Raw genomic sequence first — 23,584 nt, forward strand, 5'->3', positions numbered from 1 at the left:
ATTTTCGTTATGATTTCAACAGGTCCCGGCAGGGGATGGAATGATGCATCGGGTGGCATTGCCGCCGATGTCGCCGTTTTTAAAGTCTCGTGCAAGGTCGGGCTGCCGATGTGAGGCGGTTTCAGCCTGGTGAGCCGGCTCGTAAAATTCCCTCGCTGAAACTTATGGTTAAAACCTTGTTAAAAGCCTTGGTGTTACAGTCATTGTAGTTGATATTTCATTCATTGCGGGAGCGACAATTTCTTGAAATCAACCGGGGACATTCTGGAATTGGCCTGCCGCCGGATCGCTGATCTGGACACCCCGGCCTATGTCAAGAACAGCGAGCTGCGCTATGTCGCCGTCAACGAGGCCTATGCCGATTTCCTGGGCCGCGAGATTTCCGATTTCATCGGCCGGCGCAGCCGTGAGCTGTTCGACCGTCCCGAGGAAGAGGAGCGGGAGGATAGGGAACGCCGCGCGCTGGTATTCGGTAGCGAGGAAAACGCCATCTGCTTCGATGCAGCAGGCCTCGGCCATGAGCGCATCCAGATCGAAAGCTTCTCGCCGTCGCCGGAGCGGGCCTATGTGCTCGGTATCTTCGAAGTGCGCGAGCATCCACGCCGCGCGGTTGACGGCAGGCGGATTGCTGGTGATCCCGGGATCGCTGGCGACCCCGGGATTTCGGCCGATTTTGCCCGCGTGCGTGAGGCGCTGGAAAAGCTTGCTCATCCGATCGGCATCTTTGCCGGGGATGGACGCCCTTTGATCGTCAATGCCGCCTATCGCAACGGCGCAAAGCCAGCTGCTCCCAGCGATATGGGCTGGCACGAGAGCGTCAACGAACGCGATCTGTTGCGCACCATCATGGAGGACCTGCCGGTCGCGGTTTTCGTGCGCGACGATAAACACCGCCTCGTCTATGCCAACCAATATTACGAGACCTTCGGTGGCTATGACCGCTCCCAGGTGCTGGGGATGACCGAGCACGAAATGTTCGGGCCAGAGGAGGGAGAGGCGATCTATCAGGAAAACCGCCTGGCGCTGGAAGACGGCCTGTCGAAGGAAATCGAAAGCCAGATGCCGGGCAAGGATGGCCGCATTCATCCGCTTATCTCGCGGGTCAACCGCGTCGTGACGGCGGATGGGCGCACCTATGTCGTCGGCTCCTTTTCCGATATCGCGCCGCTCAAGGAGCGGGAGAAGGCACTGATCGAGGCGAAGAAGCAGGAGGAGGTGCTGCATCGGGATATCGAGAGCATCCTGCGCTCGCTGCCGATTGGGGTGCTGATCCTCGATAACGATCACCGGATTCTCTCCGTCAATGACGAATTCTACAGCATCTGGGAGCTGCCGCTCGACGACCGCTTCGACGGCCGCCCCTTCATCGACGTCATTCGCCGCAATGACGAGCTCGGCCGCTACGACGGCACGCAGACGCCGGAAGAGATCTACGCTTTTCGCAAGCACCTGTTCGAGACCGACGAGCCGGAGCCGATCGAGCTCGGCTGGGCGGGCGGCAAATCCGTCATCTTCGACAGCCGCCGCATCTCCAACGACCGCATCCTGCTGACCTATGCCGACATCTCGGCGGTGCGCGAGCGGGAAAAGGAAATTCACGAGACCCGCGCCGCGCTGGAGCGGGTCGGCGAAATGATGCGCGATGCGACGCATGCGATGTCGCAGGGTCTTGCCATCGTCCAGGACGGCATCATCAGGATGTCCAATGAGGCGATGGCGGATATCCTGCAAATCCCGCCCGCCTATATCGAGGCCGGGCAGGGCTGGCTCGGCATGTTCGAATTCTGCGCGGCGCGCGGCGATTTTCATGATGCGGCGGACGAGATCCTTGAGGGCTGGCGCGCCAATATCGCTGCCAAGCTGCCGATTTCCACCGTCTTCCATGTCGGCGGCGAGCGCTGGGTGAACATGGACGCGACGGTCAGCACCGGGCAGCACTGGGTGGCGCTCTTTACCGACGTCACCGAACTCATGAGCCGCGAGGAGGAGCTGCGCCATTTGCTCTCGCGCGCCGAGGCCGCCGATCGGGCCAAATCCGAGTTCCTCGCCAATATGAGCCACGAGATCCGCACGCCGATGAACGGCGTGCTCGGCATGGCGGAATTGCTTGCCAAGACCAATCTCGATACGCGCCAGAAGACCTTCGTCGACATCATCGTCAAATCCGGCAATGCGCTGCTGACGATCATCAACGACATCCTCGACTTCTCGAAGATCGACGCCGGGCAGATGAAACTGCGCAGAGCCGCCTTCGACATCACCGAAGCGGTGGAGGACGTGGCGACACTGCTATCCTCGCATGCTGCCGAAAAGAACATCGAGCTCCTGGTGCGGGCCGCACCCGATCTGCCCGCCGCCGTGATCGGCGATGCCGGCCGTTTCCGCCAGATCGTCACCAATCTCGTCGGCAACGCCGTCAAGTTCACCGAGCGGGGCCATGTCTTCGTCGATGTCGGTTTCCAGACGGTTGCCGGCGGCGAGATCATGGCGAGCATCCGCATCGAGGATACCGGTATCGGCATCCCGCGCGAAAAGCTCGAATCGGTCTTCGACAAGTTTTCGCAGGTCGACGCCTCCTCGACCCGCCGGCATGAGGGAACGGGTCTCGGGCTTGCGATCACCGCCGGCCTCGTCGATCTCTTCGGCGGCTATCTCAATGTCGAGAGCGAATGGAGCAAGGGCTCGGTCTTCACCGTCAATCTCCCCTTTGCGGTGGCCGCAGCCCGCCTCGAGCCGAAACCACTGCCGATCAACGTGCAGGGCGCCCGCATCCTCGTCGTCGACGACAATGACGTGAACCGGCGCATCCTCACCGAGCAGCTTTCACTCTGGGGCTTTGACGGCGTGGCCGCCGAAGGCGGCGGCACCGGTCTTGCGATCCTGGAAGCGGCGGCCGATCTCGGCATTACCGTCGATGCCGTCGTGCTCGATTATCACATGCCCGATATGAACGGCGCCGATGTCGCGCGCCGGCTGCGCGCCGATCCCCGCTTCGCCGAGCTGCCGATCATCTTTCTGACGTCGATGGATATCTCAGGCACAGAAAAGGAATTCGCGGCACTGAACGGTCATGCGCATCTGATGAAGCCGGCGCGCGCCAACGTGCTGCGCAATACCGTCGTCGAGGTCGTCCGCGCCGGCCGCGTGAAGCAGGTTTCAGAAGCCGAGATCGCCCGGCTGCAGGCGCAGGCGGTGGTGCCGGCACCGCCTGAGCCTGAGCCGGTGCCGCAGCAGCGGGCGACCGAATTCGTCGATGTGCTCGTTGCCGAGGACAACGAGGTCAACCAGATCGTCTTTACCCAGATCCTGCAAGGAACGGGCCTTTCCTTCCTCGTCGTCGACAATGGCGAGCTCGCGGTCGCCGCCTGGGAACGGCACACGCCGCGCATCATCATGATGGACGTCTCGATGCCCGTCATGAACGGCCATGAGGCGACCCGAACGATCCGTGCGCGCGAAAAAGGGCAGGGCCACCGCGTGCCGATCATCGGTGTCACCGCCCATGCGCTCGAAAGCGACCGCGACCTCTGTCTCGACGCCGGCATGGACGACTACATGTCGAAGCCGATCAGCCCGGAATTGTTGGAAGAGAAGATCCGGCAATGGCTCGTCAAGGACGAGCAGCAGCCGGGGCGCACCAGCTACTGATCTCAGTGGGAAAACAGGATGCTTACGAACCGCAGTCGTATTTGGCTGTCAGGCGCGATGCGACATCGCCTTTAGGCTTGAGGCGGCCCGCTTCCGCGTCGGCGATACCCCGGCCGATTGCCAGATCGAGCGTCATCAGCCGTTTTTCCCGTTCCGATTTCACACGGTCATCCATGTGGTTTTGGAGTTGCGGGTCAGAGTTCGCGTTATCTGCCATATCCATTCCTTTTCGGAGATCATCGGCAAAGCGGTAACGGTTGGCAATATTGGCGATCGAATCCGGAATGTTTATTTGCCGGGCGCATTGATGCCGCAGAGCATTTCGCGTTTGCCGGCGAAGCCCTGGCGGCGCTCGACGGTAAAGCCTGCCGCGATGAGGTTGCGGCGCACGAAGCCGGCTGCGGCATAGGTGGCGAAAGTACCGCCGGGCGCGGTTTTTTCGTGGACGCGGCGCATCAGTTCTTCCGACCACATGTCGCCGTTGCGCGAGGGGGCGAAGCCGTCGAGATACCAGGCGTCAACGCCGGGCTTTGCCGCCAAGACCCCGTCGAGCGCTCGGCCGCAGACGACGCTGAGCCTCGTCTGGTCGTCGAGGTCGAGCGAGACGGTATCGGCTGGCGTTTGCGGCCAGGCCGCCGTCAGCGCCTGGCGTTCGGCATCGATCTCCGGCCAGTGGGACAGTGCCCGGCCGATCTCCTCGCCGCGCATCGGGTGGAGTTCGAAGGAGATGAAATGCAGATGCTGGCCGGCTGCGCGATGCTGCTTCCATTGCCGCCAGGTCTCGGCGAAGTTCAGGCCGGTGCCGAAGCCGAGTTCGCCGATCACGAACGCTCGCCGCCCGTTCCAGCGATCCGGCAGGCCGTTGCCGGCGAGGAAGACATGGCCGCATTCCAGCCGTCCGTCGGTCTGGCAATAAAAATGATCGCCAAAGGCGGTGGAATAAGGCATATCGCCGTCGCGCCATTCGAGCGGCTGCGGCGCGCCCGCGCCAATCTGATCGGGGTTCACGTCTGTCATGGAAAAAGCCGATAATCCTCGGCCGGTCTCAGGTCAATCATCCTCAGAATTGCTGATCGTCGGCGGCGGCATCATGGGTCTCTGGGCAGCCGTCCATGCCGAGCGCCGCGGCATCGATACAATCCTTGCCGACGCCGGCCAATTGGGCGGAGGCGCAAGCGGCGGCCTGCTTGGCGCGCTGATGCCGCATATGCCGGATCGGTGGTCGGAGAAGAAGCAGTTCCAATTCGATGCGCTGGTCTCGCTCGAAGCCGAGATCGCCAGGCTGGAAGCAGAAACCGGGCTTTCGGCCGGTTACCGCCGATCCGGGCGGCTGATCCCGCTGCCGAAGCCGCATCTCAGCAAAATTGCGCGCGGTCACTGCGAAGATGCTGAACGCCATTGGTGCGCAGGCGAGCGCCGCTTCCAGTGGCACGTGCTCGACAGCCCGCCGGTCAACGGCTGGATCGAGCCATCCGCCGGCGAGAGCGGTTTCGTGCATGATACGCTCGCCGCTCGCGTTGCGCCCCGCTCACTGACTGCGGCGCTCATTGCCTTCCTGCGACAGGCAGAACATGTGCGGATCCAGGAACACGCGGCGGTGACCGGCGTCGATCCCGATCGCGGCACGGCCGTTATAGGCGGCGAAACTATTGCTTTCCGTCACTGCGTGGTCTCTGCCGGCCATCAGTCGTTTCCGCTGCTGCAACAGCTGACGCCGGGGTTGAAGCGACCGCTCGGCCAGCCGGTCAAAGGCCAGGCGGCGCTGTTGAAGGCCGATATCGACCCGGCGCTGCCGACGATCTTCCTCGACGGGCTCTATGTCGTGGCGCACGAGGGCGGGCATGTAGCGATCGGCAGCACCAGCGAGAACCGCTTCGACGATCCCACATCGACCGACGCTCAGCTCGACGCGCTGATCACCGCGGCGCGGGAGATCGTGCCGGCGCTGCGGGATGCCCCTGTCGTCGAGCGCTGGGCGGGGCTTCGCCCGAAGGCGATCGACCGCGATCCGATGATCGGTCGCCATCCCGATCACCCGCGCCTGATCGCGCTCACCGGCGGCTTCAAGGTCAGCTTCGGCCTGGCGCACCGGCTGGCGGAAGCGGCGATATGTATCGCAGGCGATACGGATTGTGGATTTTTGCCGCCCGAAAGCTTCGCAATTTCAAGCCATATCGCGGCGGCTTCACGTTAAACGTGAATTCGGCGCCGCGTCGTTTCGTTATTCTGTCATGCAAATCACCTATCTGCTTGCGCATCGACAGCGCCGGATTCACCGGCCCCATTTTCCTTAATGGAGGAAGTTGCATGCGCTATGCCATTTGCTTCACGCCTCCGGCAAGCGACCCGCTGTCAATCGTGGCTGCCAGTTGGCTCGGCCGAAACGTGTTTTCGGGCGATATGGTGGAGCCGCCGGCAGTTCGCGGCCTTGGCATTCACGAGACCGCCTTCCATACCGCGGTGCCACGGCGCTATGGTTTTCACGGCGTTCTGAAGGCGCCGTTCCAGCTGTCTCCCAGCATGTCCGAACCGCAACTCCTGCGCGACCTGATGCGATTTTCCGGGACCTTCGTCCCCTTCCAGATTCCGCGCATCGAAGTCGCCCGGCTCGGCAATTTCTACAGCCTGCTGCCGAGCACGCCCTGCGAGCAGATCCAGTATCTCGCTTCGGCGATCGTCCAGGAATTCGATCGTTTCCGCGCGCCGCTCAGCGAAGCCGAAATCGAGCGCAGCGATCCGGACGGGCTGTCGGCGGCGCAGTTTTCAAACCTGCATCGCTGGGGCAATCCTTACGTGATGGAAGAGTTCCGCTTTCATATGCCGGTGACAGGACCCGTCAACGCGATCGACATGGCGCGCATCGAGCCGGCGCTGCGGACGATTTTCGCGCCGGTCCTCAGCGACCCGGTGACGATTTCGAACGTGGCGCTGATGATCGAGGAGGGCACGGGTGGTCCCTTCCGCGTTCATTCGCTGCATCCGATGGGCAAGGTCAGCGCACGCAAGATCGCCTGAGCGTGCCGGTCAGCTAAGTCATTGTGCTACAAGGGCAAAATCGGATTGAGCAGTTTCCTTCTCGACATTCCGGCTGCGGATGCTACCGTTCGCCGTCTTTTCAGAAGGTGATTTGATGGTATCCGAGACTTATCCGCGCAATCTCGTCGGTTACGGGCGACAGACGCCCGATCCGAAGTGGCCTGAAGAGGCGCGCGTCGCCGTGCAATTCGTCATCAATTACGAGGAGGGCGGCGAAAGCTCGATCCTCGACGGCGATTCGGCTTCGGAAAATCTGCTGTCGGAAATCGTCGGGGCGGCCGCCTGGCCCGGACAGCGCAACCTCAACATGGAATCGATCTACGAATACGGTTCGCGCGCCGGTTTCTGGCGGCTCTGGCGGATGTTCACCGATCTCAAGGTGCAGGCGACGGTCTACGGTGTGACATTGGCCATGGCCCGCAACCCCGAGGCTGTCGCGGCGATGAAGGAAGCCGGCTGGGAGATCGCCAGCCACGGTTACCGCTGGCTGGAATATAAGGATTTTCCGGAGGATCTGGAGCGCAAGCATATCCTCGAAGCCGTGCGCCTGCACACCGAACTCACCGGCGAGCGGCCCTACGGCATGTATCAGGGTAAGCCTTCCGACAATACGCTTCGGCTGGTGCAGGAGGAGGGCGGCTTCCTCTATTCCTCCGATTCCTATGCCGACGATCTGCCTTACTGGGTGAAGGGCGTCGATGGGAAACCCTTCCTGATCATCCCCTATACGCTCGAAACCAACGACATGCGCTTTGCTACACCGCAGGGATTCAATACCGGCGACCAGTTCTTCACCTATCTCAAGGATGCCTTCGATACGCTCTATGAGGAAGGCAAGGCGGGCAGCCCGAAGATGATGTCGGTCGGCCTGCATTGCCGCCTCGTCGGGCGCCCGGGCCGGGCGGCGGCGCTGAAGCGCTTCATCGAATATGTGCTGAAGCACGACAAGGTTTGGATTCCGCGGCGCATCGAGATCGCCGAGCACTGGCACAAGCACCATCAGCCGGAAGCGGTCTGATGGTGTCGCGCGAGGATTTCGTTTCCCGCTTCGGCGGCGTCTTCGAACATTCGCCTTTCATCGCCGAGCGTGCCTATGACGCCGGCGGCGTGACCGAGCCGCTGACGGCGGCCGGCGTGCATGCGGCGCTTGCCGCCGTCTTCCGCGCGGCAAGCCGACAGGAGCGTCTCGGCGTGCTCAGCGCCCACCCCGATCTTGCCGGGCGCCTTGCCATATCGGGCGAACTCACCGAAGACAGCCGCAAGGAGCAGTCCGGCGCCGGTCTCGACCGCCTGAGCCCTGCCGAGCATGCCCGCTTCACCGAACTCAATTCGGCCTATGTCGAAAAATTCGGCTTTCCCTTCATCATCGCCGTCAAGGGGCTCGGCAAGGACGATATCCTGGAGGCCTTCGAAACACGGATCGGCAACGGCCGGGACGAGGAATTTTCGACCGCGACGGCCCAGGTCGAAAGGATCGCAATGCTGCGTCTGACATCGATATTGCCGGAGGCCGAATGAAGGAGAGGCGCGCCATCGACTATCTCAATGACATGCAAAAGGCGGCGTCCCAAGCGCTGTCGTTCATCGGCGGATTGGACGAGGCGGCTTTCGCCGAGGACCAGCTTACCTTCAAGGCCGTTGCCTTCTGCCACTTCACCATCGGTGCCGCGGCATCGCGTCTGCTGGTGAGCCATCCGGAATTTGCCACCGAACATCCCAATCTACCGTGGGCCAGGATCTGCGGCACCGGTAATCGCATCCTCGACGACGTCTTCGATCTCGATCCCTCCGAAATCTGGGAGGCGACGTATCGGACGCTGCCAGAGCTGCTTCGCGAGATCGATGCCGTCCGATACTGGCATGCCCAAGGCGAGTGAAGCAATGTCTCAATTTCTCGACATTCGTCCTCTCACCCGTTCCGCCTTCGCCCTCTTCGGCGAGGTGATCGAAGCCGACCCGGCCTCGATGCGGCTGATCAATGGCGGCACGACGGAGCGTTTCCATGCGCTGGCCGCGGCGCAAGCGACGGGCGAGGGCGCCCGCGTCATCATCAATCTCTTTCGCGGCCAGCCGCGCAGCTTCCCCTATGCCGTCGACATGATGGAACGCCATCCCTTCGGCAGCCAGAGCTTCTCGCCGGTTTCCGGCCGTCCCTTCCTCGTCGTCGTCTCCGAGGACGAGGACGGCCGTCCAGGCAGACCACAAGTGTTTTGCGCGCGCGGAGACCAGGGCGTGAACTACCGCCGCAATGTCTGGCATCATCCGCTGATGGCGCTTGGCCAGGTCTCCGATTTCCTGGTCGTCGACCGGGACGGACCTGATAATAATCTGGAAGAGTTTTTCTTCGAAACTCCCTACATCATCAAAGAGCCAGCCCCATGACCGGACTGACCACCCATGTTCTCGATACCGCGCTCGGCAAGCCGGCCGAACGCCTCAGGATCGATCTCTTCCAGCTCGACGGCGAGATCCGCAGACATCTGAAGACGGTCGAGACCAATGGCGATGGCCGGGTCGACGGCGGCCCGATCCTCGCCGGTGAAAGTTTCCGGGCCGGCACCTATGAACTGGTCTTCCATGCCGGTGACTATCTGAGAGCCAACGGCACGCCGCTGCCGCATCCGGCTTTTCTCGATCTCGTGCCGATCCGCTTTGGGATCGCCGACGTCACGGCGCACTATCATGTGCCGCTGCTGATCTCGCCCTACGGCTATTCCACCTACAGAGGCAGCTAACATGCGTTTTGCCGCGATCGCCGATATTCACGGCAACCATCTGGCACTCGAGGCCGTGCTTGCCGATATTCGCACGCAGGGCATTGAGGAGATCGTCAATCTCGGTGATTACTTCAGCGGACCGCTCGAGGCGGGCAAGACGGCAGACCTGTTGATACCGCTCGGCCTGACATCGGTCTGCGGTAATCACGACCGCTACCTGATCGAACAGGACCCGGCGGCGATGCATACTTCGGATGCTTCAGCCTATCGGCAATTGACGCCGTCCCATCTCGACTGGATCCGCAGCCTGCCGTTCGACACCGTCTATCGCGGCGAGGTCTACCTTTGCCATGCGACGCCGAAGGACGACAATCTCTATTGGCTGGAATCGGTCTCGCCGGAGGGCTACGTCTTCCAAAAGCCGATCGAGGCGATCGAGGCGTTGGCCGAGGGCATCGATCTGCCGCTGATCCTTTGCGGCCACAGCCACATTCCTCGTGCCGTCAGGCTTGCCGATGGCCGCCTGATCGTCAATCCCGGCAGCGTCGGCTGTCCGGCCTATGACGACGTGCTGCCAACTTACCACAAGGTGGAAGCCGGCCATCCGCTGGCCGGCTATGCCATTCTGGAAAAGACGGCGGCGGGGTGGACGTGGCAGTTCAGGAATGTCGCTTACGACCATATGGCGATGTCGGCACTGGCCGCCGGAAGGGGTCGTGCCGACTGGGCGAGCGCGCTGGCAGCGGGTTGGGTGAGATAGAGAATTTCCGTTTTCTTCGATGACGGAAATGCTCTATCTCTTTGTTTTTACGCACCTTCCATTGAAAGTTTCTTCGCGATTCTCGCGTCAAAAACGCTGCATACTTTGCTGGAATTGCTCCGCTTGCGCGATCAGTCCTTCTTCGGTGCCGGAGGGACGATCGTCCGTGGCGGGGTTGAGGCCGGTGTTGCCGGCTTCGCCGGGGCTGCCGCGGGCGTTGCCGGTCTCGTCGGTGTTGCGCCATTGAGATTCCCAAGGAGGGATGAGATGGCGTCGTCACCGTCGAAGCCGGCTTCCTTCATCAACTTGTCGAGGATCGGTTTGTTGGCCTGGTAGGAGAGAAGCTGGCCGGCCAGTCCTTCGCCGAGCCCGATGCCGTTTCCGCCGGTTGCTCCGTTTCCGCGGCCAAGCATGCCGCCGGTATCGAATATCCGGATATCGGAGATTTTCTCGATCGGCTTGACTGCTTCGGCGAGCGCCTGCGGAATGATACGGATCCGTTCGCGGGTGATCTCGAACTCGATGATGGCAGAGCTCAGCTTGTTGCGCGCGTCGTTGAGCAATGCTTCGCTCTCGGCAGCGGCCTTGCCGGTTTCGAGAATGCCCTTGGCCTTGATAATCGCTGCATCCGCTTCAGCGACCGCCAGCGTCTTGATGGCTTCCGCCTGGTCGATTGCCGCCTGTTTTTCGGCCTCGGCGCCGACGGTGACGGCGGTCGCTTCGGTTTCGGCTTTCTTGCGGGCGTCGATCACGGCAATCTGTTTTTCGCGTTCGGCAATTTCGATCGCCTTGGCCGTGCCGACTTTTTCCTCCGCCGCAATCGCCAGAGCGCGTGCGATTTCTGCGGCGGCCTTCGCCTCGGACTCCTCACGGCTCTTGTTGGCAACGGCGATCGCGCTTTCCTGCGCCACGATCTGAAGGTCGCGCTTGGCTTCGGTTTCTCGCTGCTGGACGGCGCGAGCCGCATCGATGTTGGCGCTTTCGCGAGCCTGCTTGGCGGCTGCCTCGCGTTCGGCGATCGCCAGTTCAGAGGCGATACGGGCTTCCTCCTCGGCACGTTTTGCCGCCTGCTCCTGCTGGGCGGTTTCGGCGCGCGTCGCCGCGGACTTGTTGGCGATGTCGCGTTCCTGACTGAGCTCGGCTTCGCGCTTGGTCCGGTCGATGGTCAGCGATTGCTGGCGGGCCTCCAGATCCTTCTGGGCGATGGCGACTTCGGTGTCGCGAACGATCTCGTTTCGCTCCTTCTTGCGGCCCTCGGTGATGCGGGTCAATGCCGCAAGACCTTGCGCATCGAAGAAGTTGTTGGCGTTGAAGTGCTTGATATCGGTCTGGTCGAGGCGTGTCAGGGACACGGATTCGAGTTCGAGGCCGTTCGACTGGAGATCGGCGCCGACGGCTTCCTGCACGGCCTTGACGAAATCCATGCGCTGTTCCTGCAGCGCGTCGAGATTCATCGTCGCGGCCACCGAGCGAAGGCCGTCGACGAATTTTGCCTCGATCAGGATACGAAGCGCCTCGGCGTCGTTGGTGCGGCTGCCGAGCGTCTGGGCGGCAAGCGCGATCGAGGAGGCATCGGGTTTGACGCGCACATAGAACTCGGCGCCGATATCGACGCGCATCCGGTCCTTGGTGATCAGCGCATCGCCCTCACCACGGCGAACCTCGAGCCGCAGCGTCTTCAGATTGACCCTGGCGATCGAGTGGAAGATCGGCAGGACGACCGAACCGCCGTCGAGCACGACTTTCTGACCGCCGAGGCCGGTGCGCACATAGGCCTCGTCACGGCTGGAACGGGTGTAGAGCGAGGCGAGGACAAAACCGATGCCGAAGATCAGAACGATCGCGATAACGGCAGGTAGAATAATGTCGTAAATCATGGCTGCTCCCTGGAAGATTGATTGTCCGCTCCGATGGGGTCCACCAGTGCGGGAATGGCGATAAATACATCTGCCTTGCGATCGACGAGGAGAACCTGCGTGCCGATCCCGAGAGGCTGCTGATCCTTGGCGGCTCTGGCCCTCAACACATGCCAGTTTCCGTGCTGATCCTTGACGCGGACGCGTCCCGGCAGTCCCTGATCGAGCGGGCCGATCGATACTTCGGCGGTCCGGCCGACGAGGGTGTCGAGGTCGACCGCGTAGGTCTCGTCGTGCGGCACGATCCGCGCCACGGTTCTGCTCGACGCCCTGACCATGGGAAAGGTGATCAATAGGGCCGGAATGACGGCGATGACGGAGGGCAGCGGTGCCCAGAAGGTGCTGGCGACGGCCTGGATGGCAAAGCCCGCAATGGCGAAGAAGCCGAGCGCCAGCATCAGCAGAATGAGCAGGGGAACGCCGCCGAGATTGAGCCAGGATAGGTAACCCGCAAGGCCGTCATGGCCGTGGAAATCCGGCTTTCCGAGAAGTTCGGTTATCGAAAAACCCATGACGGTCGCGAGCATCTCGATCGCGGTCAGACCCGCAAGCACGGCGGCGGCGATGGCAAAGGGAGCACATTCGGGGGCGAAGAACAGTGCCATCGGCGTTACCGGTTATCGGTCTTGAAGCGCGCGAGGCGTGCCTCGATCGCCTGTTCGCGGTGCAACCGGTCAAGTTCGTCCAATTCGGAACTATGAGCGTGCTCGCCCGCGGGAACGCCGGTCAGCCGCGAGACTGCCGCGGCCGCGCGGGCAGCACCTGCACCCGGAGTGGGCTGGCTGTGGCCGACCCCGGAGGGTTCGGGATGCTGGGCGATGCTGCGCTTGAAATCGGCAAGACGCGCGTCGGCCTCGCGGCGCGTGGCGAGCACAGCCTGCAAGGCTTTCTGGCCTTCGTCCAGCTGTTCCCTGGCATCGGCCAGCGCCTTGTCGATCGCGGCGATCTGGGATTCGAGGTCGATCTGGCGGGCAACGCCGGCTTTTGCCAGGTCATCGCGCCCAGAGGAGACGGCGAGGCGGATCTTCGCGTCGAGGGTGTTCAGGTCTTCGACGATTTCATCCCGGCGGCTCTGGATACGGTATTCCTCGGCGCGCGCTTTGCCGAGATCGGTGCGGGCGTCTTCCGCCGCTGCATCGATCTCGCGGATCGCCTGTTCGATGACGGCGATCTTGTTGACGCCTTCCGCCTTGTCGACCGCCGCATTGGCGATGCCGGCGATCAGACGACCCATGCGTGAGAGAATGCCTTCGTTCGTCATGTTTTCCTCCATCCGAGCGGAATTCGGCGTGACGCCGATGTGAATCTCGTAGCGATCTGTGCCTGCTACGAGGTAGGCCGGAAAAATACTCTCCCATCCCTTTGAATAGCCCGCGACATCGAAGGGCACGGCAACGCGACCATGCACCGTGGCGATGGTCAGGTCCGAAGGCCCTTTGATGGCGAAAAGCTTGTCGTCGAGCGGCAGTTGCGGCGGATCTGCAATGGCGCCGCGATTGGCGGCAAAATCGCGAAGGCCGAGTGTCACCAGCCTGGCCGGCAAGCCCGTCTGTTCGCGGACGGTTTCATAAGCAAGCTCATGCAGCACGACGAGATTGGCGCCCGCCCTGTCGTCGATGAGCTCGATCAGGATGTCGATCATCCTGCGATAGGCGACTATCGTGTCATCGAGCGCCTGCCGGGCGCCATCATCAGGCGCCAAAGTGTAGCGCAACTGCGATGGATGCGGTGTTTTGCTCGTGTTTGCCATGATCTAAAACATAAAGCACCGCTTTTGTGCTTTCAAGATGCCGCGCTAAAAATACAACCTAAGCTTAACATGCCGTTAGGAGGACGGAGGTAGCGTCGGTTACCGGATCACATTTGCCGATGGAAGAAGGCGGCAAATCGGTTCGGCTCTCCTATCGGGCGGCCGTGTGCGCCTCGCGAATACCGGCGCTGACACGGTTGATGATGGTCCATATGAGCAGTACACCCACCACCGCCCAAAGCCACGACGTCCATGCTGCAAACGTACCACCAACCGCGACAAAGACGCCAAGCGCCCCAAAAAGCACCGCGCGGTCGCTCTTGCCCAGCGGCCCATCGTACCGCCGGCTTGCGCCGACCGTTTGACCCAGAATGCCGGTAAATTCCGTCAGTGCCGAGAGGAATATGACTGCCATCGCCGGCACCAAGCCGTTCGGATCGATGAGCGCAAACGGCAAATACAGGGCGACATCCGACACGACATCACCGATCTCGTTCAGATAGGCGCCTAAAATGCTCTTCTGCCCATGTTCGCGCGCCAGCATGCCGTCGATGGCGTTGAGGCCCATGCGCAGGAGAAACCATACAGGCACCAGCAGGAACCAATGCGGAAGCGGGGCGACGCTCAGAAAAAGGCCCAATGCAACCGAGACGGCGGCGGCAACTGAAGTCACCTGATTGGCGGTGACGCCTCGCGCCGCAAGCGAGCGCACCAGCGGGCGAAGAATATTCTGAAATCGGGACTTCAATTGATAGACAGACATGCTACCTCAGTGGAATTTCGTGGCATCGGAAAATCTATCCCAGCTCCGGCAGTGCAGAACGTCGACCTTGTGGGGAGGCCGATACTTCATATTGGTTCTCCTACAGGGCTTACATTTGCGACTAGACTTTTGCAATGAATGCAAATCATTGTTCCGCCAGTAGTTGCAACCCACCCATCAATCAGAACTGGAGTAGCCCGTGCTGCAAGCCGCCGACAGTTGGCAACCGTCCTCGACGGCCAGGCCGATGCGTGAATCCGAATTCGTGTCGTATGACGGCACGCGACTCTTTTATCGGACGTGGCCTGCGGCCGGTGCCGCACCGAAGGGCGTAATCATTCTTCTCCATCGCGGCCACGAGCATAGTGGCCGCGTCGCCCATCTCGCCACCGAGCTCGGCCTCGATGATTTTTCCTTCTACGCCTGGGACGCACGCGGCCACGGGCGTTCACCGGGAGAGCGCGGCTATTCGCCATCCTTTGCTGCCTCGGCGCATGATCTCGATTGCTTCGTCCGCCATGTCAGCGAGACAAGCGGCACTGCCGTCGAAGACATCGCCGTCATTGCGCAGAGCGTCGGCGCGGTTCTCGCCACCACCTGGGTGCACGACTATGCGCCGCCGATCCGTGCGCTCGTGCTTGCCTCGCCGGCCTTCAGCGTCAAGCTCTACGTGCCTTTTGCTAGAGAAGGCATTGCGCTCTGGGAAAGGCTTAAGGGGACATTCTTCGTCAATTCCTATGTCAAGGCGAAGTTCCTGACGCATGATCCCGAGCGCATCGCCTCGTACGAATCCGACCCGTTGATATCTAGGCCAATTGCCTCCAACATCCTGTTGCAGCTCTATGAGGCGGCAGCCCGCGTCGTCGGCGATGCCCGCGCCATCACCGTCCCGACCCAACTGCTGATCTCCGGCAGCGACTGGGTGGTGCGACACGCGCCGCAGCACCGGTTTTACGAAAACCTCGGCAGCCGAATCAAAGAACGGCATGTGCTTGCCGGCTTCTACCATGACACGCTTGGCGAAAAGGATCGTGCGATTGCCCTGGCCGAGGTCCGCCGTTTTATCGACGCGCGTTTTGCCGAGCCCCGGGCGCCTGCCGACCTTCGCACCGCGCATATCCAGGGCTATACCAAGGACGAGGCCGACCGGCTCGCGAGCCCACTGGACGCCACATCCCCACGTGGCCTCTACTGGACGCTCAGCCGCCTCAATATCAAGATCGGCGCCTTGGTGTCCGAGGGCATAAGGACCGGGGTCAAGACCGGGTTTGATTCCGGCTCGACGCTCGACTACGTCTACGAGAATGAGCCGCGCGGGCTCGGCCCCGGCGGACGTTTGATCGACAAGGTGTTCCTCGAGGCGATCGGCTGGCGCGGCATCAGGCAGCGCAAGCTGCACTTGCAGGAGCTGATCGACCGCGCGCTGCAGCGCCTGAAAGCAGCCGGCCGTAGTACCCATATGCTCGACATCGCGGCCGGGCACGGCCGTTATGTCCTGGATGCCATCGAGACGGCTGCCGTGCGTCCCGATAGTGCACGTCTGCAGGACTATTCCCCCATCAACGTCGACGCCGGCCGCGACAGCATTGCCGCGCGGGGACTGGGTGATTTCGTCAGCTTCCGCCAACAGGATGCCTTCGACGGCGAGGGACTGGCTGCAATCACGCCGGCTCCGGATCTCGCGATCGTCTCCGGCCTTTACGAGCTGTTTTCCGACAATGCGATGATCGCCGCTTCGCTCAACGGGATCGCCCGCGCGATGCGGCCTGGCGGCCTGCTTGTCTACACCAACCAGCCATGGCATCCACAGTTGGAGATGATCGCCCGCGCGCTGACCTCCCACCGCGGCGGCGAGGCGTGGGTGATGCGGCGGCGGACGCAAGAGGAAATGGACCAGCTGGTCGCCGCAGCCGGTTTCCGCAAGATCGAACAGCGCATCGATCAGTGGGGCATTTTCACCGTCTCGCTGGCCGAGAGAGTCTGAGGGCAAAGCGTGGAGAAGGCACGTTCTACTTTTTCGCCGGCAGCACCGGTCCCGAAGCGGGCGGCGCTCTGGCTCGTCTTTCTGGCGCCGTTCTTCTATCTGAGCTATGGCGGCGCCAATTGGCTGGCATCGCAACGCGCTCATGTGCCGAACCTCGCCTTCGCATGGGAAAGCGCCATCCCGTTCCTCGGATGGACGATCATTCCCTATTGGTCGATCAATCTGTTCTATGCGCTCTGCCTGTTCATCAACACGACGCCGCGCGATGTGGATAGGCTCGCGAGGCGTTATCTGACGATCCAGATAGTCGCCGTCGCCTGCTTTGTCGCGTTTCCGCTCGAAGCGACCTTCGTGCGTCCGGCAACGAGCGGCCTGCCCGGCTTCATGTTCGCCGTCCTTGGCGGCTTCGATAAGCCGTTCAACCAGGCGCCGTCGCTGCATATAGCGCTCCTGGTGGTGATCTGGGATCATCTGCGCGGCCGGCTGCCACGGAAGGCACGGCTTCTTTGGCACCTCTGGTGCCTCCTGATCGGTGTCTCCGTACTGACGACGTGGCAGCATCACGTTATCGACATACCGACCGGCATGCTGCTCGGCCTGTCTGCCGTCTGGCTTTTTCCGCGCGATGCCGGTTCGCCTCTCGCGAACTTTGCGATGAGCGGCGATCCAAAGTCGCGCCGTCTCGGCATCTACTATCTGTGCGGTGCCGTCGCATTTCTCGGCCTTGCAGTGCTCTGCACTCCTCTGTCGGCCGCAGCGCTTCTGTTGCTCTGGCCGGCCGTTGCGCTGGCGATCGTCGCAGTCGGATATTTCGGCGCCGGCCCGCAGATATTCCAGAAACGCGTCGATGGCCGGGCCACGCTTACCAGCCGCTGGCTACTGGCACCCTACCGGCTCGGCGCTCTCATCAACGTTTGGCTCTGGACACGCAAAATGCCGGCATCGGTGGTGATCGCTGATGGCGTCCATCTCGGACGTTTTCCGCGTCGCCGCGAGGCCGACCGTTTTGCCACGGTGATCGACATGACCGGCGAACTTCAGCGCCCCGGCGCGACACTCGCGCGCTGGTGCAGCTTTCCCACCCTTGATCTTGTAGCCCTCGACAAGATCCAGACGTTCGCTGCAGCGAACCTCGTCGAGGCCGCGCGCCAGCAGGGACCGGTCCTTGTCTGCTGTGCGCTCGGTTTCCAGCGGAGCGCCTGCGTCATCGTGCGTTGGCTGCTCATCAGCCGACGTTGCGAAAATCCAGCCGAAGCACTGCGGCTGATCGAACGGGCGGGGCGGCGCGTTCATCTGCCGGCTGGAAGTATCCATGCGGTAACGGAGGGCTCGCAATGACGCAGTGGAAAACCACAGCCTCGGCGGCCGCGCGAAATCTCGGCCGCAATGCGATCTTCTGCGGGCTGACAGCACTGCTGCCACTGATCGCCGGCCCGATCATCGCGGGACATCGAAGTTTCACTTCGCCGCTCGGCTGGCTGTTGATGCTCGTTTTCTGCGTGATTGTTGTTGCGCGGGCGATCCATCTGCTTTTCGATGCGCTGTTGTTTCGCCTCGCATCGAGCTACGAGACCGAGACGGCCGGTCTTGCCGCGGTCGACGACCTGTTGTCCCGCATGCAGCTTCGCAAGCCTGACAGGATGCCGCCTGGCCTCGAGAGGCGGATTGCGGGATCGCGTCGCATCGTCTGGCAGCAGCGTTTTGCACTCGCCATCTGTCTCGTGATTTTCGCGATCCTTTTGCTCAATGCGACCGATGGGCAGCCGCTCTGCTGAATCGCATGCCGTTGCGTCTCCGGCAGGTCTTGCCCGCGCCATCGACGCGTTCAGCCGGTGCCGATTTCTCTGCTTGAGCTTTTCCCCGATATAATCGACGCGTTCACGTCGTTGATGTCGCGTTTGCCGCAGAGCGCCATGGTGATGTCCATCTCCTTGCGGATGATGCCGAGCGCCAGCGACACGCCTTCCTTGCCCATGGCGCCGAGGCCATAGAGGAAGGGGCGGCCGATATAGGTGCCCTTGGCGCCGAGCGCCACTGCCTTCAATACATCCTGGCCCGAGCGGATGCCGCCGTCGAGATGGATCTCGATGCGATCGCCGACGGCATCGACGATCGCAGGCAGCATGCTGATCGAAGAGGGTGCGCCGTCAAGCTGGCGGCCGCCATGATTGGAGACGACGATCGCATCGGCGCCGGTGTCGGCGGCGGCCCTGGCGTCCTCCGGATCGAGCACGCCCTTGATGATCAGCGGGCCGCCCCATTGCTCCTTGATCCAGGCGACATCGGCCCAGGAGAGCCGCGGGTCGAACTGCTCGTGCGTCCATGCGGCCAGCGAGGTGATATTGGAGACATTTTTCGCATGGCCGATGATGTTGCCGAAGGTACGGCGCTTGGTCTGCAGCATATCCAGGCACCAGAGGGGGCGGGTCGCCATCTGCCAGATATGCTTCGGGGTGAATTTCGGCGGCGCCGACAGGCCGTTGCGCAGGTCCTTGTGGCGCTGGCCGAGGATCTGCAGGTCTGATGTCAGCACCAATGCCGAACATTTGGCGGCCTTAGCGCGGTTGATGAGGCCAAGGACGAAATCCTTGTCCCGCATCACGTAGAGCTGGAACCAGAAGGGGCGCGTCGTCACCGAGGCGACATCCTCGATAGAGCAGATGCTCATGGTCGACAGCGTAAAGGGAACGCCGAATTTCTCGGCAGCGCGTGCCGCGAGCATCTCGCCATCGGCATGCTGCATGCCGGTCAGGCCGGTCGGCGCCAAGGCCACCGGCATCGACACCTTCTGGCCGATCATCGTCGTTTCCAGCGTGCGGTCGGTCATGTCGACCATCACCCGCTGGCGCAGCTTGATCCCACTGAAATCACTCTCGTTCGCCGCGTAGGTCGACTCCGTCCAGGCGCCCGAATCGGCATAATCGAAAAACATCTTCGGTACGCGCCGCTGTGCGAGCTTTTTCAGGTCGGCGATGGTGAGCGGCGTGGCCATGAATTGAACCTTCACATCTGAATGCTGCTATCGGCCGTACCATGAATTTCGCGGGAGTGTGAGGGGAATTGGCAGTCAGGCGGCTTTTCCACGGATCGGTTGAATTAGAATGTCCAGCGGAATGGCGAGATGTTCATGCAATCGCCGGATCATTTCGAGTGAAAGCGCACGCCTTCTATTGAGGATTTCCGCGACACGCCCGCGGCTGCCGAGAATAGGTTCCAGGTCCTTCCGCGCCAGTCCCTGCTGTTCCATCCGGAAAAGGACCGCATCGATCGGATCGGGTAGGTCGATTGGATATCGCCCTGCTTCATAGGCATCGATCAGCGTCGCCAGAATGTCGAGCTTGTCGGCCTCCGGCGAACCGTCTTTCGCCCCCCAGAGTTGCTTCAACAGCAGGAGCGCGTTTTCGTAATCATCGTCATTGCGGATGGGTTTCAGCTCATTCATGTTCCACCGTCGCTGCGTCGATCCTGTCATAATCCCGATGTGTGCCGATCCACTTGATCCAGACAATCGACCGCATGAAATCGGCAGCCACGATCAATCGGTAGTCATTTCCCTTGATGTTGAAGACGATACGCTCGGCATTGATGATACTTGCATGGGCATATCGCTTCCTCACATCAGACATGGATTTCCAGTCCGCCTTGCTGACTTCGTGAAACCACGTATCGAGCGCAGCCTTCAAGGCGACCTGGCCTTTTTTACCGTCCGGGCTTTCGACAAATTGCGTCAGAGTGCGCCTGGCGATCACTCTCATCGTGAAACCATATCACGCTCCCAATTTGGGAGCAATGGAAGTGTCGCCGAAGCCCGCTTTCAGAGCAACTCCCGCCACATAGGTCTCGATGACTGCCCGGTCGTCGCCCATCGTCTGCAACAGGAAAAGCTCCTCAGGCAGCGTCTTTACCACCTCCATCTTCAGCGCCATCGCTGGTGTTGCCGCCGCATCGAGCACGACGAGGTCGGCCTCGGTGCCGGGCTCCAGCGTGCCGATCCGGTCGGCCAGCGACAGGGCTTCGGCATTGCCGCGGGTCATCAGGTAGTAGCTTTCCAGCGGGTTCAGCCGTTCGCCGAGCAATTGCTGAATCTTGTAGGCCTCGTCCATGGTTCTCAGCATCGAATAGCTGGAACCGCCGCCGATATCGGTGGCGACGCCGATGCGGACCGGCTTTTCCCGCCGCGCCAGCGCCTTAAGGGGAAAGAGGCCGGAGCCAAGGAAGAGGTTCGAGGTCGGGCAGTGGACGGCAACGGCGCCCGCCTCGCTCATCACATCGGCTTCGCGCTCTGACAGGTGAATGGCGTGGCCGAACAGGCTTTTCGGCCCGAGCAGGCCGTAACGGGCATAAATATCGGTGTAGTCGATCGCATCGGGATAGAGTTCGCAGGTGAATTTGATCTCGTCGTGATTTTCCGAAAGATGCGTCTGGATGTGCAGGTCGGGAAATTCGCGGGCAAGGGCTGAGGTTGCTTCCATCTGCGCCGGCGTCGAGGTGATGGCGAAGCGCGGGGTGATGGCGACGTGGTTGCGGCCCTTGCCGTGCCAGTCCGATATTACCTGACGGGTCTCGTCATAGCCCATCTCGGGCGTGTCGAGCAGGCCCTGCGGGGCATTGCGGTCCATCATCACCTTGCCGCCGACCATGCGCATATTGCGCTTCGTCGCCTCGGCGAAGAACGCGTCGGCCGAGGTTTTGTGCACGGAGCAATAGGCGACCGCCGTCGTCGTGCCGTGACGGATCAGCTCGTCATAGAAATGCGTGGCAATCCTTTCAGCATGCGCGCTTTCGACGAAGCGGCATTCCTCAGGGAAGGTATAGGTGTTCAGCCACTCGAGCAGATTGGCGGCATAGGAGGCGATCACCTGCATCTGTGGAAAATGCAGGTGCATGTCGATGAAGCCGGGCATGATCAGATGCGGGCGGTGGTCGATCTCGGCCGTGCCCTCGGCTGCTTTTGCCTTGACGTCGGCATAGGAGCCGACCGCAGCGATCAGTCCGTCCGTCATCAACAGGCCGCCGTCCTCCTCATAGAGATAGCTCTGGCTGTCGGCGAGGCTTAGCGGCGCGCGATGGAAAAAAAGTAGGCGCCCGCGCAGGAGTGTCGTCGTCATTGTTTCTTGCCTTCGACTGCGCTCTCGAACCAGGCGACGAGCAGCTTGCGTTCGTCGGGCGTGACATCCGTGATGTTGCCGGGCGGCATGGCATGGCTGCGGCCCGCCTGTATATATATTTCGCGGGCATGGGCGGCGATTTCGGCGTCGTTTTCGAGCATCACACCCTTCGGCGGCCTGACGATGCCCTCATAGACGGGCTCGGCCGCATGGCACATGGAACAGCGCGTCGAGACCAGCTGCTTGACGGCGGGGAAATGCGGATCACCGGCGAATTGCTGGAAGGCCGGTGCTACCGCCGCCGCATCCACCTCGCCGGTTAGCAGTTTCGGCACGGTGGAAAGCCACATGATCAGGATGAAAAGGACGACGGTGACGATCCAGGTCCAGGTCGGCCGGCCCTTTCGGGCATGCGTGGTGTTGAACCAGTGGCGGATAGTGACGCCCATCAGAAAGACAAGGGCTGCGATCACCCAGTTGAATTGCGTTCCGAAGGCCAACGGATAGTGGTTCGACAGCATGAAGAAGATGACCGGCAGGGTCAGGTAGTTGTTGTGCAGCGAGCGCTGCTTGGCGATCTGTCCGTATTTGGGATCGGGCGTGCGCCCGGCGATGAGATCGGCGACGACGATCTTCTGGTTCGGGATGATGATCATGAAGACGTTGGCCGACATGATCGTCGCGGTAAAGGCGCCGAGATGCAGGAAGGCAGCGCGGCCGGTGAAAAGCTGCGTATAGCCCCAGGCCATGGCGACCAGCACGACATAGAGCACCGCCATCAACCCCCAGGTATTCTTGCCCAGCGGGGATTTGCAGAGCAGGTCGTAGACGATCCAGCCGAGGCCTAGCGACGCCAGCGAGATCAGGATTGCGACGGGCGGGCTGATATCGAGCACATGGCGATCGATGAGGAAAAGGTCGGCACCGCCATAATAGACGATGCACAGCATCAGGAAGCCGGAAATCCAGGTGAAGTAGCTCTCATATTTGAACCAGGTCAGGTGCTCCGGCATCTGGGCCGGCGCCACCAGATATTTCTGGATATGATAAAATCCGCCGCCGTGGACCTGCCATTCCTCGCCATAGGCGCCGGGCGGCAAATGCGGGCGTTTCACCAGCCCGAGATCGAGCGCGATGAAATAGAAGGACGATCCGATCCAGGCGATCGCAGTGATGACATGAAACCAGCGCGCCGCGAAGGCGAGCCATTCCCATGCTATGGCATATTCATACATCGAGTTCCCCTATCTTCCTCCGACTCGTGACATTGCTGAAATTTTGGCGGGGAGGGAAGAGGAGATTCGGTTTTGCCGAAGCCGTCGACCGCGGCCGCATCGCAGATCTGCGGTCGCGTGCCTAAAAGCTGCCGAGAAGGCTGTGCATTATCTGTTTCTAATGCTGGGTGCACTAATTCAGCAGACCTTGAAACTACGACGACTCGATTACAGTTATTTGCAGGCCGCCGGAATAAAATAAGGACCGTTAGATCATCGGCGGCGCATTCATCGACGGAGAAGATGCCCATGCGCAGCATTCTGACGTGTGTGATGATTGCGTATGCGTCGCTGGCGACGGCTCACGACGCACCGACGGGGTGGAGTTATGACCCCTATTGTTGCAACGGCGACAGTCATAGTGGCGATTGCCAGATGATCCCTTCGAAAAGCGTGGCGGTGACGCCGGGCGGATATCGAGTGACGCTGCTACCCGGCGACCATCGGCTGGTTACGCATGCTCATGTCTTTCTGCTGCCGATGACGAAGGCGATGCAATCGGGTGACAACGACTATCATCTCTGTCTGTTTCCGAACGAGGACACGCCGCGCTGTTTCTATGCACCGGAGATGGGATATTGAAGCCGGACTAAAAGATCAGACAGGGCGGAACCAAGCCCCGACACCC

The 23,584-nt window shown here is 61.5% G+C and carries 24 protein-coding genes; 13 read left to right on the plus strand and 11 right to left on the minus strand.

The window, feature by feature from the left end; genetic code table 11:
* Window positions 1-243 precede the first annotated feature (243 nt).
* Window positions 244-3,648: a response regulator gene (locus tag RCCGE510_RS14300; protein WP_037078708.1), complete on the plus strand. Its 3,405-nt coding sequence runs from the start codon at window positions 244-246 to the stop codon at window positions 3,646-3,648.
* A 22-nt stretch (window positions 3,649-3,670) separates the two neighbouring features.
* Here the strand turns inward: RCCGE510_RS14300 and RCCGE510_RS14305 are convergent, their stop codons facing one another.
* Together RCCGE510_RS14305 and mnmD are read right to left on the minus strand one after the other, a co-directional pair.
* Window positions 3,671-3,865, minus strand: a complete 195-nt coding sequence (locus RCCGE510_RS14305) for a hypothetical protein (protein WP_007630917.1) — start codon at window positions 3,863-3,865, stop codon at window positions 3,671-3,673.
* 71 nt (window positions 3,866-3,936) lie between these two features.
* Complete coding sequence (mnmD, locus tag RCCGE510_RS14310; protein WP_007630918.1) at window positions 3,937-4,665, minus strand: tRNA (5-methylaminomethyl-2-thiouridine)(34)-methyltransferase MnmD; 729 nt, start codon at window positions 4,663-4,665, stop codon at window positions 3,937-3,939.
* Between mnmD and RCCGE510_RS14315 the strand changes: the two genes are divergently transcribed.
* From RCCGE510_RS14315 to RCCGE510_RS14350, 8 genes are all read left to right on the plus strand, one after another.
* A complete protein-coding gene (locus RCCGE510_RS14315; protein ID WP_007630919.1) occupies window positions 4,664-5,842 on the plus strand; it encodes an FAD-dependent oxidoreductase in 1,179 nt (392 codons plus the stop codon). The genes mnmD and RCCGE510_RS14315 overlap by 2 nt on opposite strands.
* 113 nt (window positions 5,843-5,955) lie before the next feature.
* Window positions 5,956-6,663: a DUF1045 domain-containing protein gene (locus RCCGE510_RS14320; protein WP_007630920.1), complete on the plus strand. Its 708-nt coding sequence runs from the start codon at window positions 5,956-5,958 to the stop codon at window positions 6,661-6,663.
* Window positions 6,664-6,778: 115 nt separating this feature from the next.
* A complete protein-coding gene (puuE, locus tag RCCGE510_RS14325) occupies window positions 6,779-7,702 on the plus strand; it encodes an allantoinase PuuE (RefSeq protein WP_007630921.1) in 924 nt (307 codons plus the stop codon).
* Window positions 7,702-8,202, plus strand: a complete 501-nt coding sequence (gene uraD / locus RCCGE510_RS14330; RefSeq protein ID WP_007630922.1) for a 2-oxo-4-hydroxy-4-carboxy-5-ureidoimidazoline decarboxylase — start codon at window positions 7,702-7,704, stop codon at window positions 8,200-8,202. The genes puuE and uraD overlap by 1 nt, the downstream gene beginning before the upstream one ends.
* Window positions 8,199-8,561 (plus strand): HepT-like ribonuclease domain-containing protein, encoded by a 363-nt coding sequence (locus RCCGE510_RS14335; RefSeq protein WP_007630924.1) that lies wholly within the window; start codon window positions 8,199-8,201, stop codon window positions 8,559-8,561. Before uraD ends, RCCGE510_RS14335 begins: the two co-directional genes overlap by 4 nt.
* The gene (locus tag RCCGE510_RS14340; protein ID WP_192815311.1) at window positions 8,545-9,066 is read left to right on the plus strand and encodes an ureidoglycolate lyase; all 522 of its coding nucleotides are present in this window, start codon (window positions 8,545-8,547) and stop codon (window positions 9,064-9,066) included. Before RCCGE510_RS14335 ends, RCCGE510_RS14340 begins: the two co-directional genes overlap by 17 nt.
* Window positions 9,063-9,419, plus strand: a complete 357-nt coding sequence (gene uraH, locus RCCGE510_RS14345) for a hydroxyisourate hydrolase (RefSeq protein WP_007630927.1) — start codon at window positions 9,063-9,065, stop codon at window positions 9,417-9,419. The genes RCCGE510_RS14340 and uraH overlap by 4 nt, the downstream gene beginning before the upstream one ends.
* A gap of 1 nt (window position 9,420) precedes the next feature.
* Complete coding sequence (locus RCCGE510_RS14350) at window positions 9,421-10,161, plus strand: metallophosphoesterase family protein (RefSeq protein ID WP_007630928.1); 741 nt, start codon at window positions 9,421-9,423, stop codon at window positions 10,159-10,161.
* A 131-nt stretch (window positions 10,162-10,292) separates the two neighbouring features.
* Here the strand turns inward: RCCGE510_RS14350 and RCCGE510_RS14355 are convergent, their stop codons facing one another.
* From RCCGE510_RS14355 to RCCGE510_RS14370, 4 genes are all read right to left on the minus strand, one after another.
* A complete protein-coding gene (locus RCCGE510_RS14355) occupies window positions 10,293-12,038 on the minus strand; it encodes a flotillin domain-containing protein (protein ID WP_007630929.1) in 1,746 nt (581 codons plus the stop codon).
* On the minus strand, window positions 12,035-12,682 hold the full coding sequence (locus RCCGE510_RS14360) for an OB-fold-containig protein (protein ID WP_007630930.1): 648 nt from the start codon (window positions 12,680-12,682) through the stop codon (window positions 12,035-12,037). The genes RCCGE510_RS14355 and RCCGE510_RS14360 overlap by 4 nt, the downstream gene beginning before the upstream one ends.
* A 5-nt stretch (window positions 12,683-12,687) precedes the next feature.
* Window positions 12,688-13,827 (minus strand): PspA/IM30 family protein, encoded by a 1,140-nt coding sequence (locus RCCGE510_RS14365; protein WP_007630931.1) that lies wholly within the window; start codon window positions 13,825-13,827, stop codon window positions 12,688-12,690.
* A 151-nt stretch (window positions 13,828-13,978) separates the two neighbouring features.
* Complete coding sequence (locus RCCGE510_RS14370) at window positions 13,979-14,590, minus strand: CDP-alcohol phosphatidyltransferase family protein (RefSeq protein ID WP_007630932.1); 612 nt, start codon at window positions 14,588-14,590, stop codon at window positions 13,979-13,981.
* Between the two features lie 199 nt (window positions 14,591-14,789).
* Between RCCGE510_RS14370 and RCCGE510_RS14375 the strand changes: the two genes are divergently transcribed.
* From RCCGE510_RS14375 to RCCGE510_RS14385, 3 genes are read left to right on the plus strand one after another with little or no spacing between them, the layout of a single operon-like run.
* Window positions 14,790-16,574: a bifunctional alpha/beta hydrolase/class I SAM-dependent methyltransferase gene (locus RCCGE510_RS14375; RefSeq protein ID WP_007630934.1), complete on the plus strand. Its 1,785-nt coding sequence runs from the start codon at window positions 14,790-14,792 to the stop codon at window positions 16,572-16,574.
* A gap of 9 nt (window positions 16,575-16,583) precedes the next feature.
* Window positions 16,584-17,912, plus strand: coding sequence for a phosphatase PAP2/dual specificity phosphatase family protein (locus RCCGE510_RS14380; RefSeq protein WP_007630935.1), 1,329 nt, complete (start codon window positions 16,584-16,586; stop codon window positions 17,910-17,912).
* Window positions 17,909-18,349, plus strand: coding sequence for a hypothetical protein (locus RCCGE510_RS14385; protein ID WP_007630936.1), 441 nt, complete (start codon window positions 17,909-17,911; stop codon window positions 18,347-18,349). Before RCCGE510_RS14380 ends, RCCGE510_RS14385 begins: the two co-directional genes overlap by 4 nt.
* A 50-nt stretch (window positions 18,350-18,399) precedes the next feature.
* Here the strand turns inward: RCCGE510_RS14385 and RCCGE510_RS14390 are convergent, their stop codons facing one another.
* The 5 genes from RCCGE510_RS14390 to puuD all read right to left on the minus strand — a co-directional run bounded on the left by RCCGE510_RS14390 (window position 18,400) and on the right by puuD (window position 22,917).
* On the minus strand, window positions 18,400-19,566 hold the full coding sequence (locus tag RCCGE510_RS14390; RefSeq protein WP_007630937.1) for an alpha-hydroxy acid oxidase: 1,167 nt from the start codon (window positions 19,564-19,566) through the stop codon (window positions 18,400-18,402).
* A 75-nt stretch (window positions 19,567-19,641) separates the two neighbouring features.
* The gene (locus tag RCCGE510_RS14395; protein WP_007630938.1) at window positions 19,642-20,016 is read right to left on the minus strand and encodes a helix-turn-helix domain-containing protein; all 375 of its coding nucleotides are present in this window, start codon (window positions 20,014-20,016) and stop codon (window positions 19,642-19,644) included.
* Window positions 20,009-20,329: a type II toxin-antitoxin system HigB family toxin gene (locus RCCGE510_RS14400; RefSeq protein WP_007630940.1), complete on the minus strand. Its 321-nt coding sequence runs from the start codon at window positions 20,327-20,329 to the stop codon at window positions 20,009-20,011. Before RCCGE510_RS14400 ends, RCCGE510_RS14395 begins: the two co-directional genes overlap by 8 nt.
* A 12-nt stretch (window positions 20,330-20,341) precedes the next feature.
* On the minus strand, window positions 20,342-21,682 hold the full coding sequence (gene guaD, locus RCCGE510_RS14405) for a guanine deaminase (protein WP_007630942.1): 1,341 nt from the start codon (window positions 21,680-21,682) through the stop codon (window positions 20,342-20,344).
* A complete protein-coding gene (puuD, locus tag RCCGE510_RS14410; protein ID WP_007630943.1) occupies window positions 21,679-22,917 on the minus strand; it encodes a urate hydroxylase PuuD in 1,239 nt (412 codons plus the stop codon). The genes guaD and puuD overlap by 4 nt, the downstream gene beginning before the upstream one ends.
* A 288-nt stretch (window positions 22,918-23,205) precedes the next feature.
* Between puuD and RCCGE510_RS14415 the strand changes: the two genes are divergently transcribed.
* On the plus strand, window positions 23,206-23,538 hold the full coding sequence (locus tag RCCGE510_RS14415; RefSeq protein WP_007630944.1) for a hypothetical protein: 333 nt from the start codon (window positions 23,206-23,208) through the stop codon (window positions 23,536-23,538).
* Window positions 23,539-23,584 lie beyond the last annotated feature (46 nt).

Origin of the sequence: Rhizobium sp. CCGE 510 (assembly GCF_000292525.1) — a bacterium.
Classification (GTDB): Bacteria; Pseudomonadota; Alphaproteobacteria; order Rhizobiales; family Rhizobiaceae; genus Rhizobium.

What these genes read in the sequence shown, in the direction of transcription:
- RCCGE510_RS14305 (WP_007630917.1), bottom strand. Translation starts at nt 3,865, where the DNA reads ATGGCAGATAACGCGAACTCTGACCCGCAACTCCAAAACCACATGGAT.
- RCCGE510_RS14315 (WP_007630919.1), top strand. Translation starts at nt 4,664, where the DNA reads ATGGAAAAAGCCGATAATCCTCGGCCGGTCTCAGGTCAATCATCCTCA.
- mnmD (WP_007630918.1), bottom strand. Translation starts at nt 4,665, where the DNA reads ATGACAGACGTGAACCCCGATCAGATTGGCGCGGGCGCGCCGCAGCCG.
- RCCGE510_RS14320 (WP_007630920.1), top strand. Translation starts at nt 5,956, where the DNA reads ATGCGCTATGCCATTTGCTTCACGCCTCCGGCAAGCGACCCGCTGTCA.
- puuE (WP_007630921.1), top strand. Translation starts at nt 6,779, where the DNA reads ATGGTATCCGAGACTTATCCGCGCAATCTCGTCGGTTACGGGCGACAG.
- uraD (WP_007630922.1), top strand. Translation starts at nt 7,702, where the DNA reads ATGGTGTCGCGCGAGGATTTCGTTTCCCGCTTCGGCGGCGTCTTCGAA.
- RCCGE510_RS14335 (WP_007630924.1), top strand. Translation starts at nt 8,199, where the DNA reads ATGAAGGAGAGGCGCGCCATCGACTATCTCAATGACATGCAAAAGGCG.
- RCCGE510_RS14340 (WP_192815311.1), top strand. Translation starts at nt 8,545, where the DNA reads ATGCCCAAGGCGAGTGAAGCAATGTCTCAATTTCTCGACATTCGTCCT.
- uraH (WP_007630927.1), top strand. Translation starts at nt 9,063, where the DNA reads ATGACCGGACTGACCACCCATGTTCTCGATACCGCGCTCGGCAAGCCG.
- RCCGE510_RS14350 (WP_007630928.1), top strand. Translation starts at nt 9,421, where the DNA reads ATGCGTTTTGCCGCGATCGCCGATATTCACGGCAACCATCTGGCACTC.
- RCCGE510_RS14355 (WP_007630929.1), bottom strand. Translation starts at nt 12,038, where the DNA reads ATGATTTACGACATTATTCTACCTGCCGTTATCGCGATCGTTCTGATC.
- RCCGE510_RS14360 (WP_007630930.1), bottom strand. Translation starts at nt 12,682, where the DNA reads ATGGCACTGTTCTTCGCCCCCGAATGTGCTCCCTTTGCCATCGCCGCC.
- RCCGE510_RS14365 (WP_007630931.1), bottom strand. Translation starts at nt 13,827, where the DNA reads ATGGCAAACACGAGCAAAACACCGCATCCATCGCAGTTGCGCTACACT.
- RCCGE510_RS14370 (WP_007630932.1), bottom strand. Translation starts at nt 14,590, where the DNA reads ATGTCTGTCTATCAATTGAAGTCCCGATTTCAGAATATTCTTCGCCCG.
- RCCGE510_RS14385 (WP_007630936.1), top strand. Translation starts at nt 17,909, where the DNA reads ATGACGCAGTGGAAAACCACAGCCTCGGCGGCCGCGCGAAATCTCGGC.
- RCCGE510_RS14390 (WP_007630937.1), bottom strand. Translation starts at nt 19,566, where the DNA reads ATGGCCACGCCGCTCACCATCGCCGACCTGAAAAAGCTCGCACAGCGG.
- RCCGE510_RS14395 (WP_007630938.1), bottom strand. Translation starts at nt 20,016, where the DNA reads ATGAATGAGCTGAAACCCATCCGCAATGACGATGATTACGAAAACGCG.
- RCCGE510_RS14400 (WP_007630940.1), bottom strand. Translation starts at nt 20,329, where the DNA reads ATGAGAGTGATCGCCAGGCGCACTCTGACGCAATTTGTCGAAAGCCCG.
- guaD (WP_007630942.1), bottom strand. Translation starts at nt 21,682, where the DNA reads ATGACGACGACACTCCTGCGCGGGCGCCTACTTTTTTTCCATCGCGCG.
- puuD (WP_007630943.1), bottom strand. Translation starts at nt 22,917, where the DNA reads ATGTATGAATATGCCATAGCATGGGAATGGCTCGCCTTCGCGGCGCGC.
- RCCGE510_RS14415 (WP_007630944.1), top strand. Translation starts at nt 23,206, where the DNA reads ATGCGCAGCATTCTGACGTGTGTGATGATTGCGTATGCGTCGCTGGCG.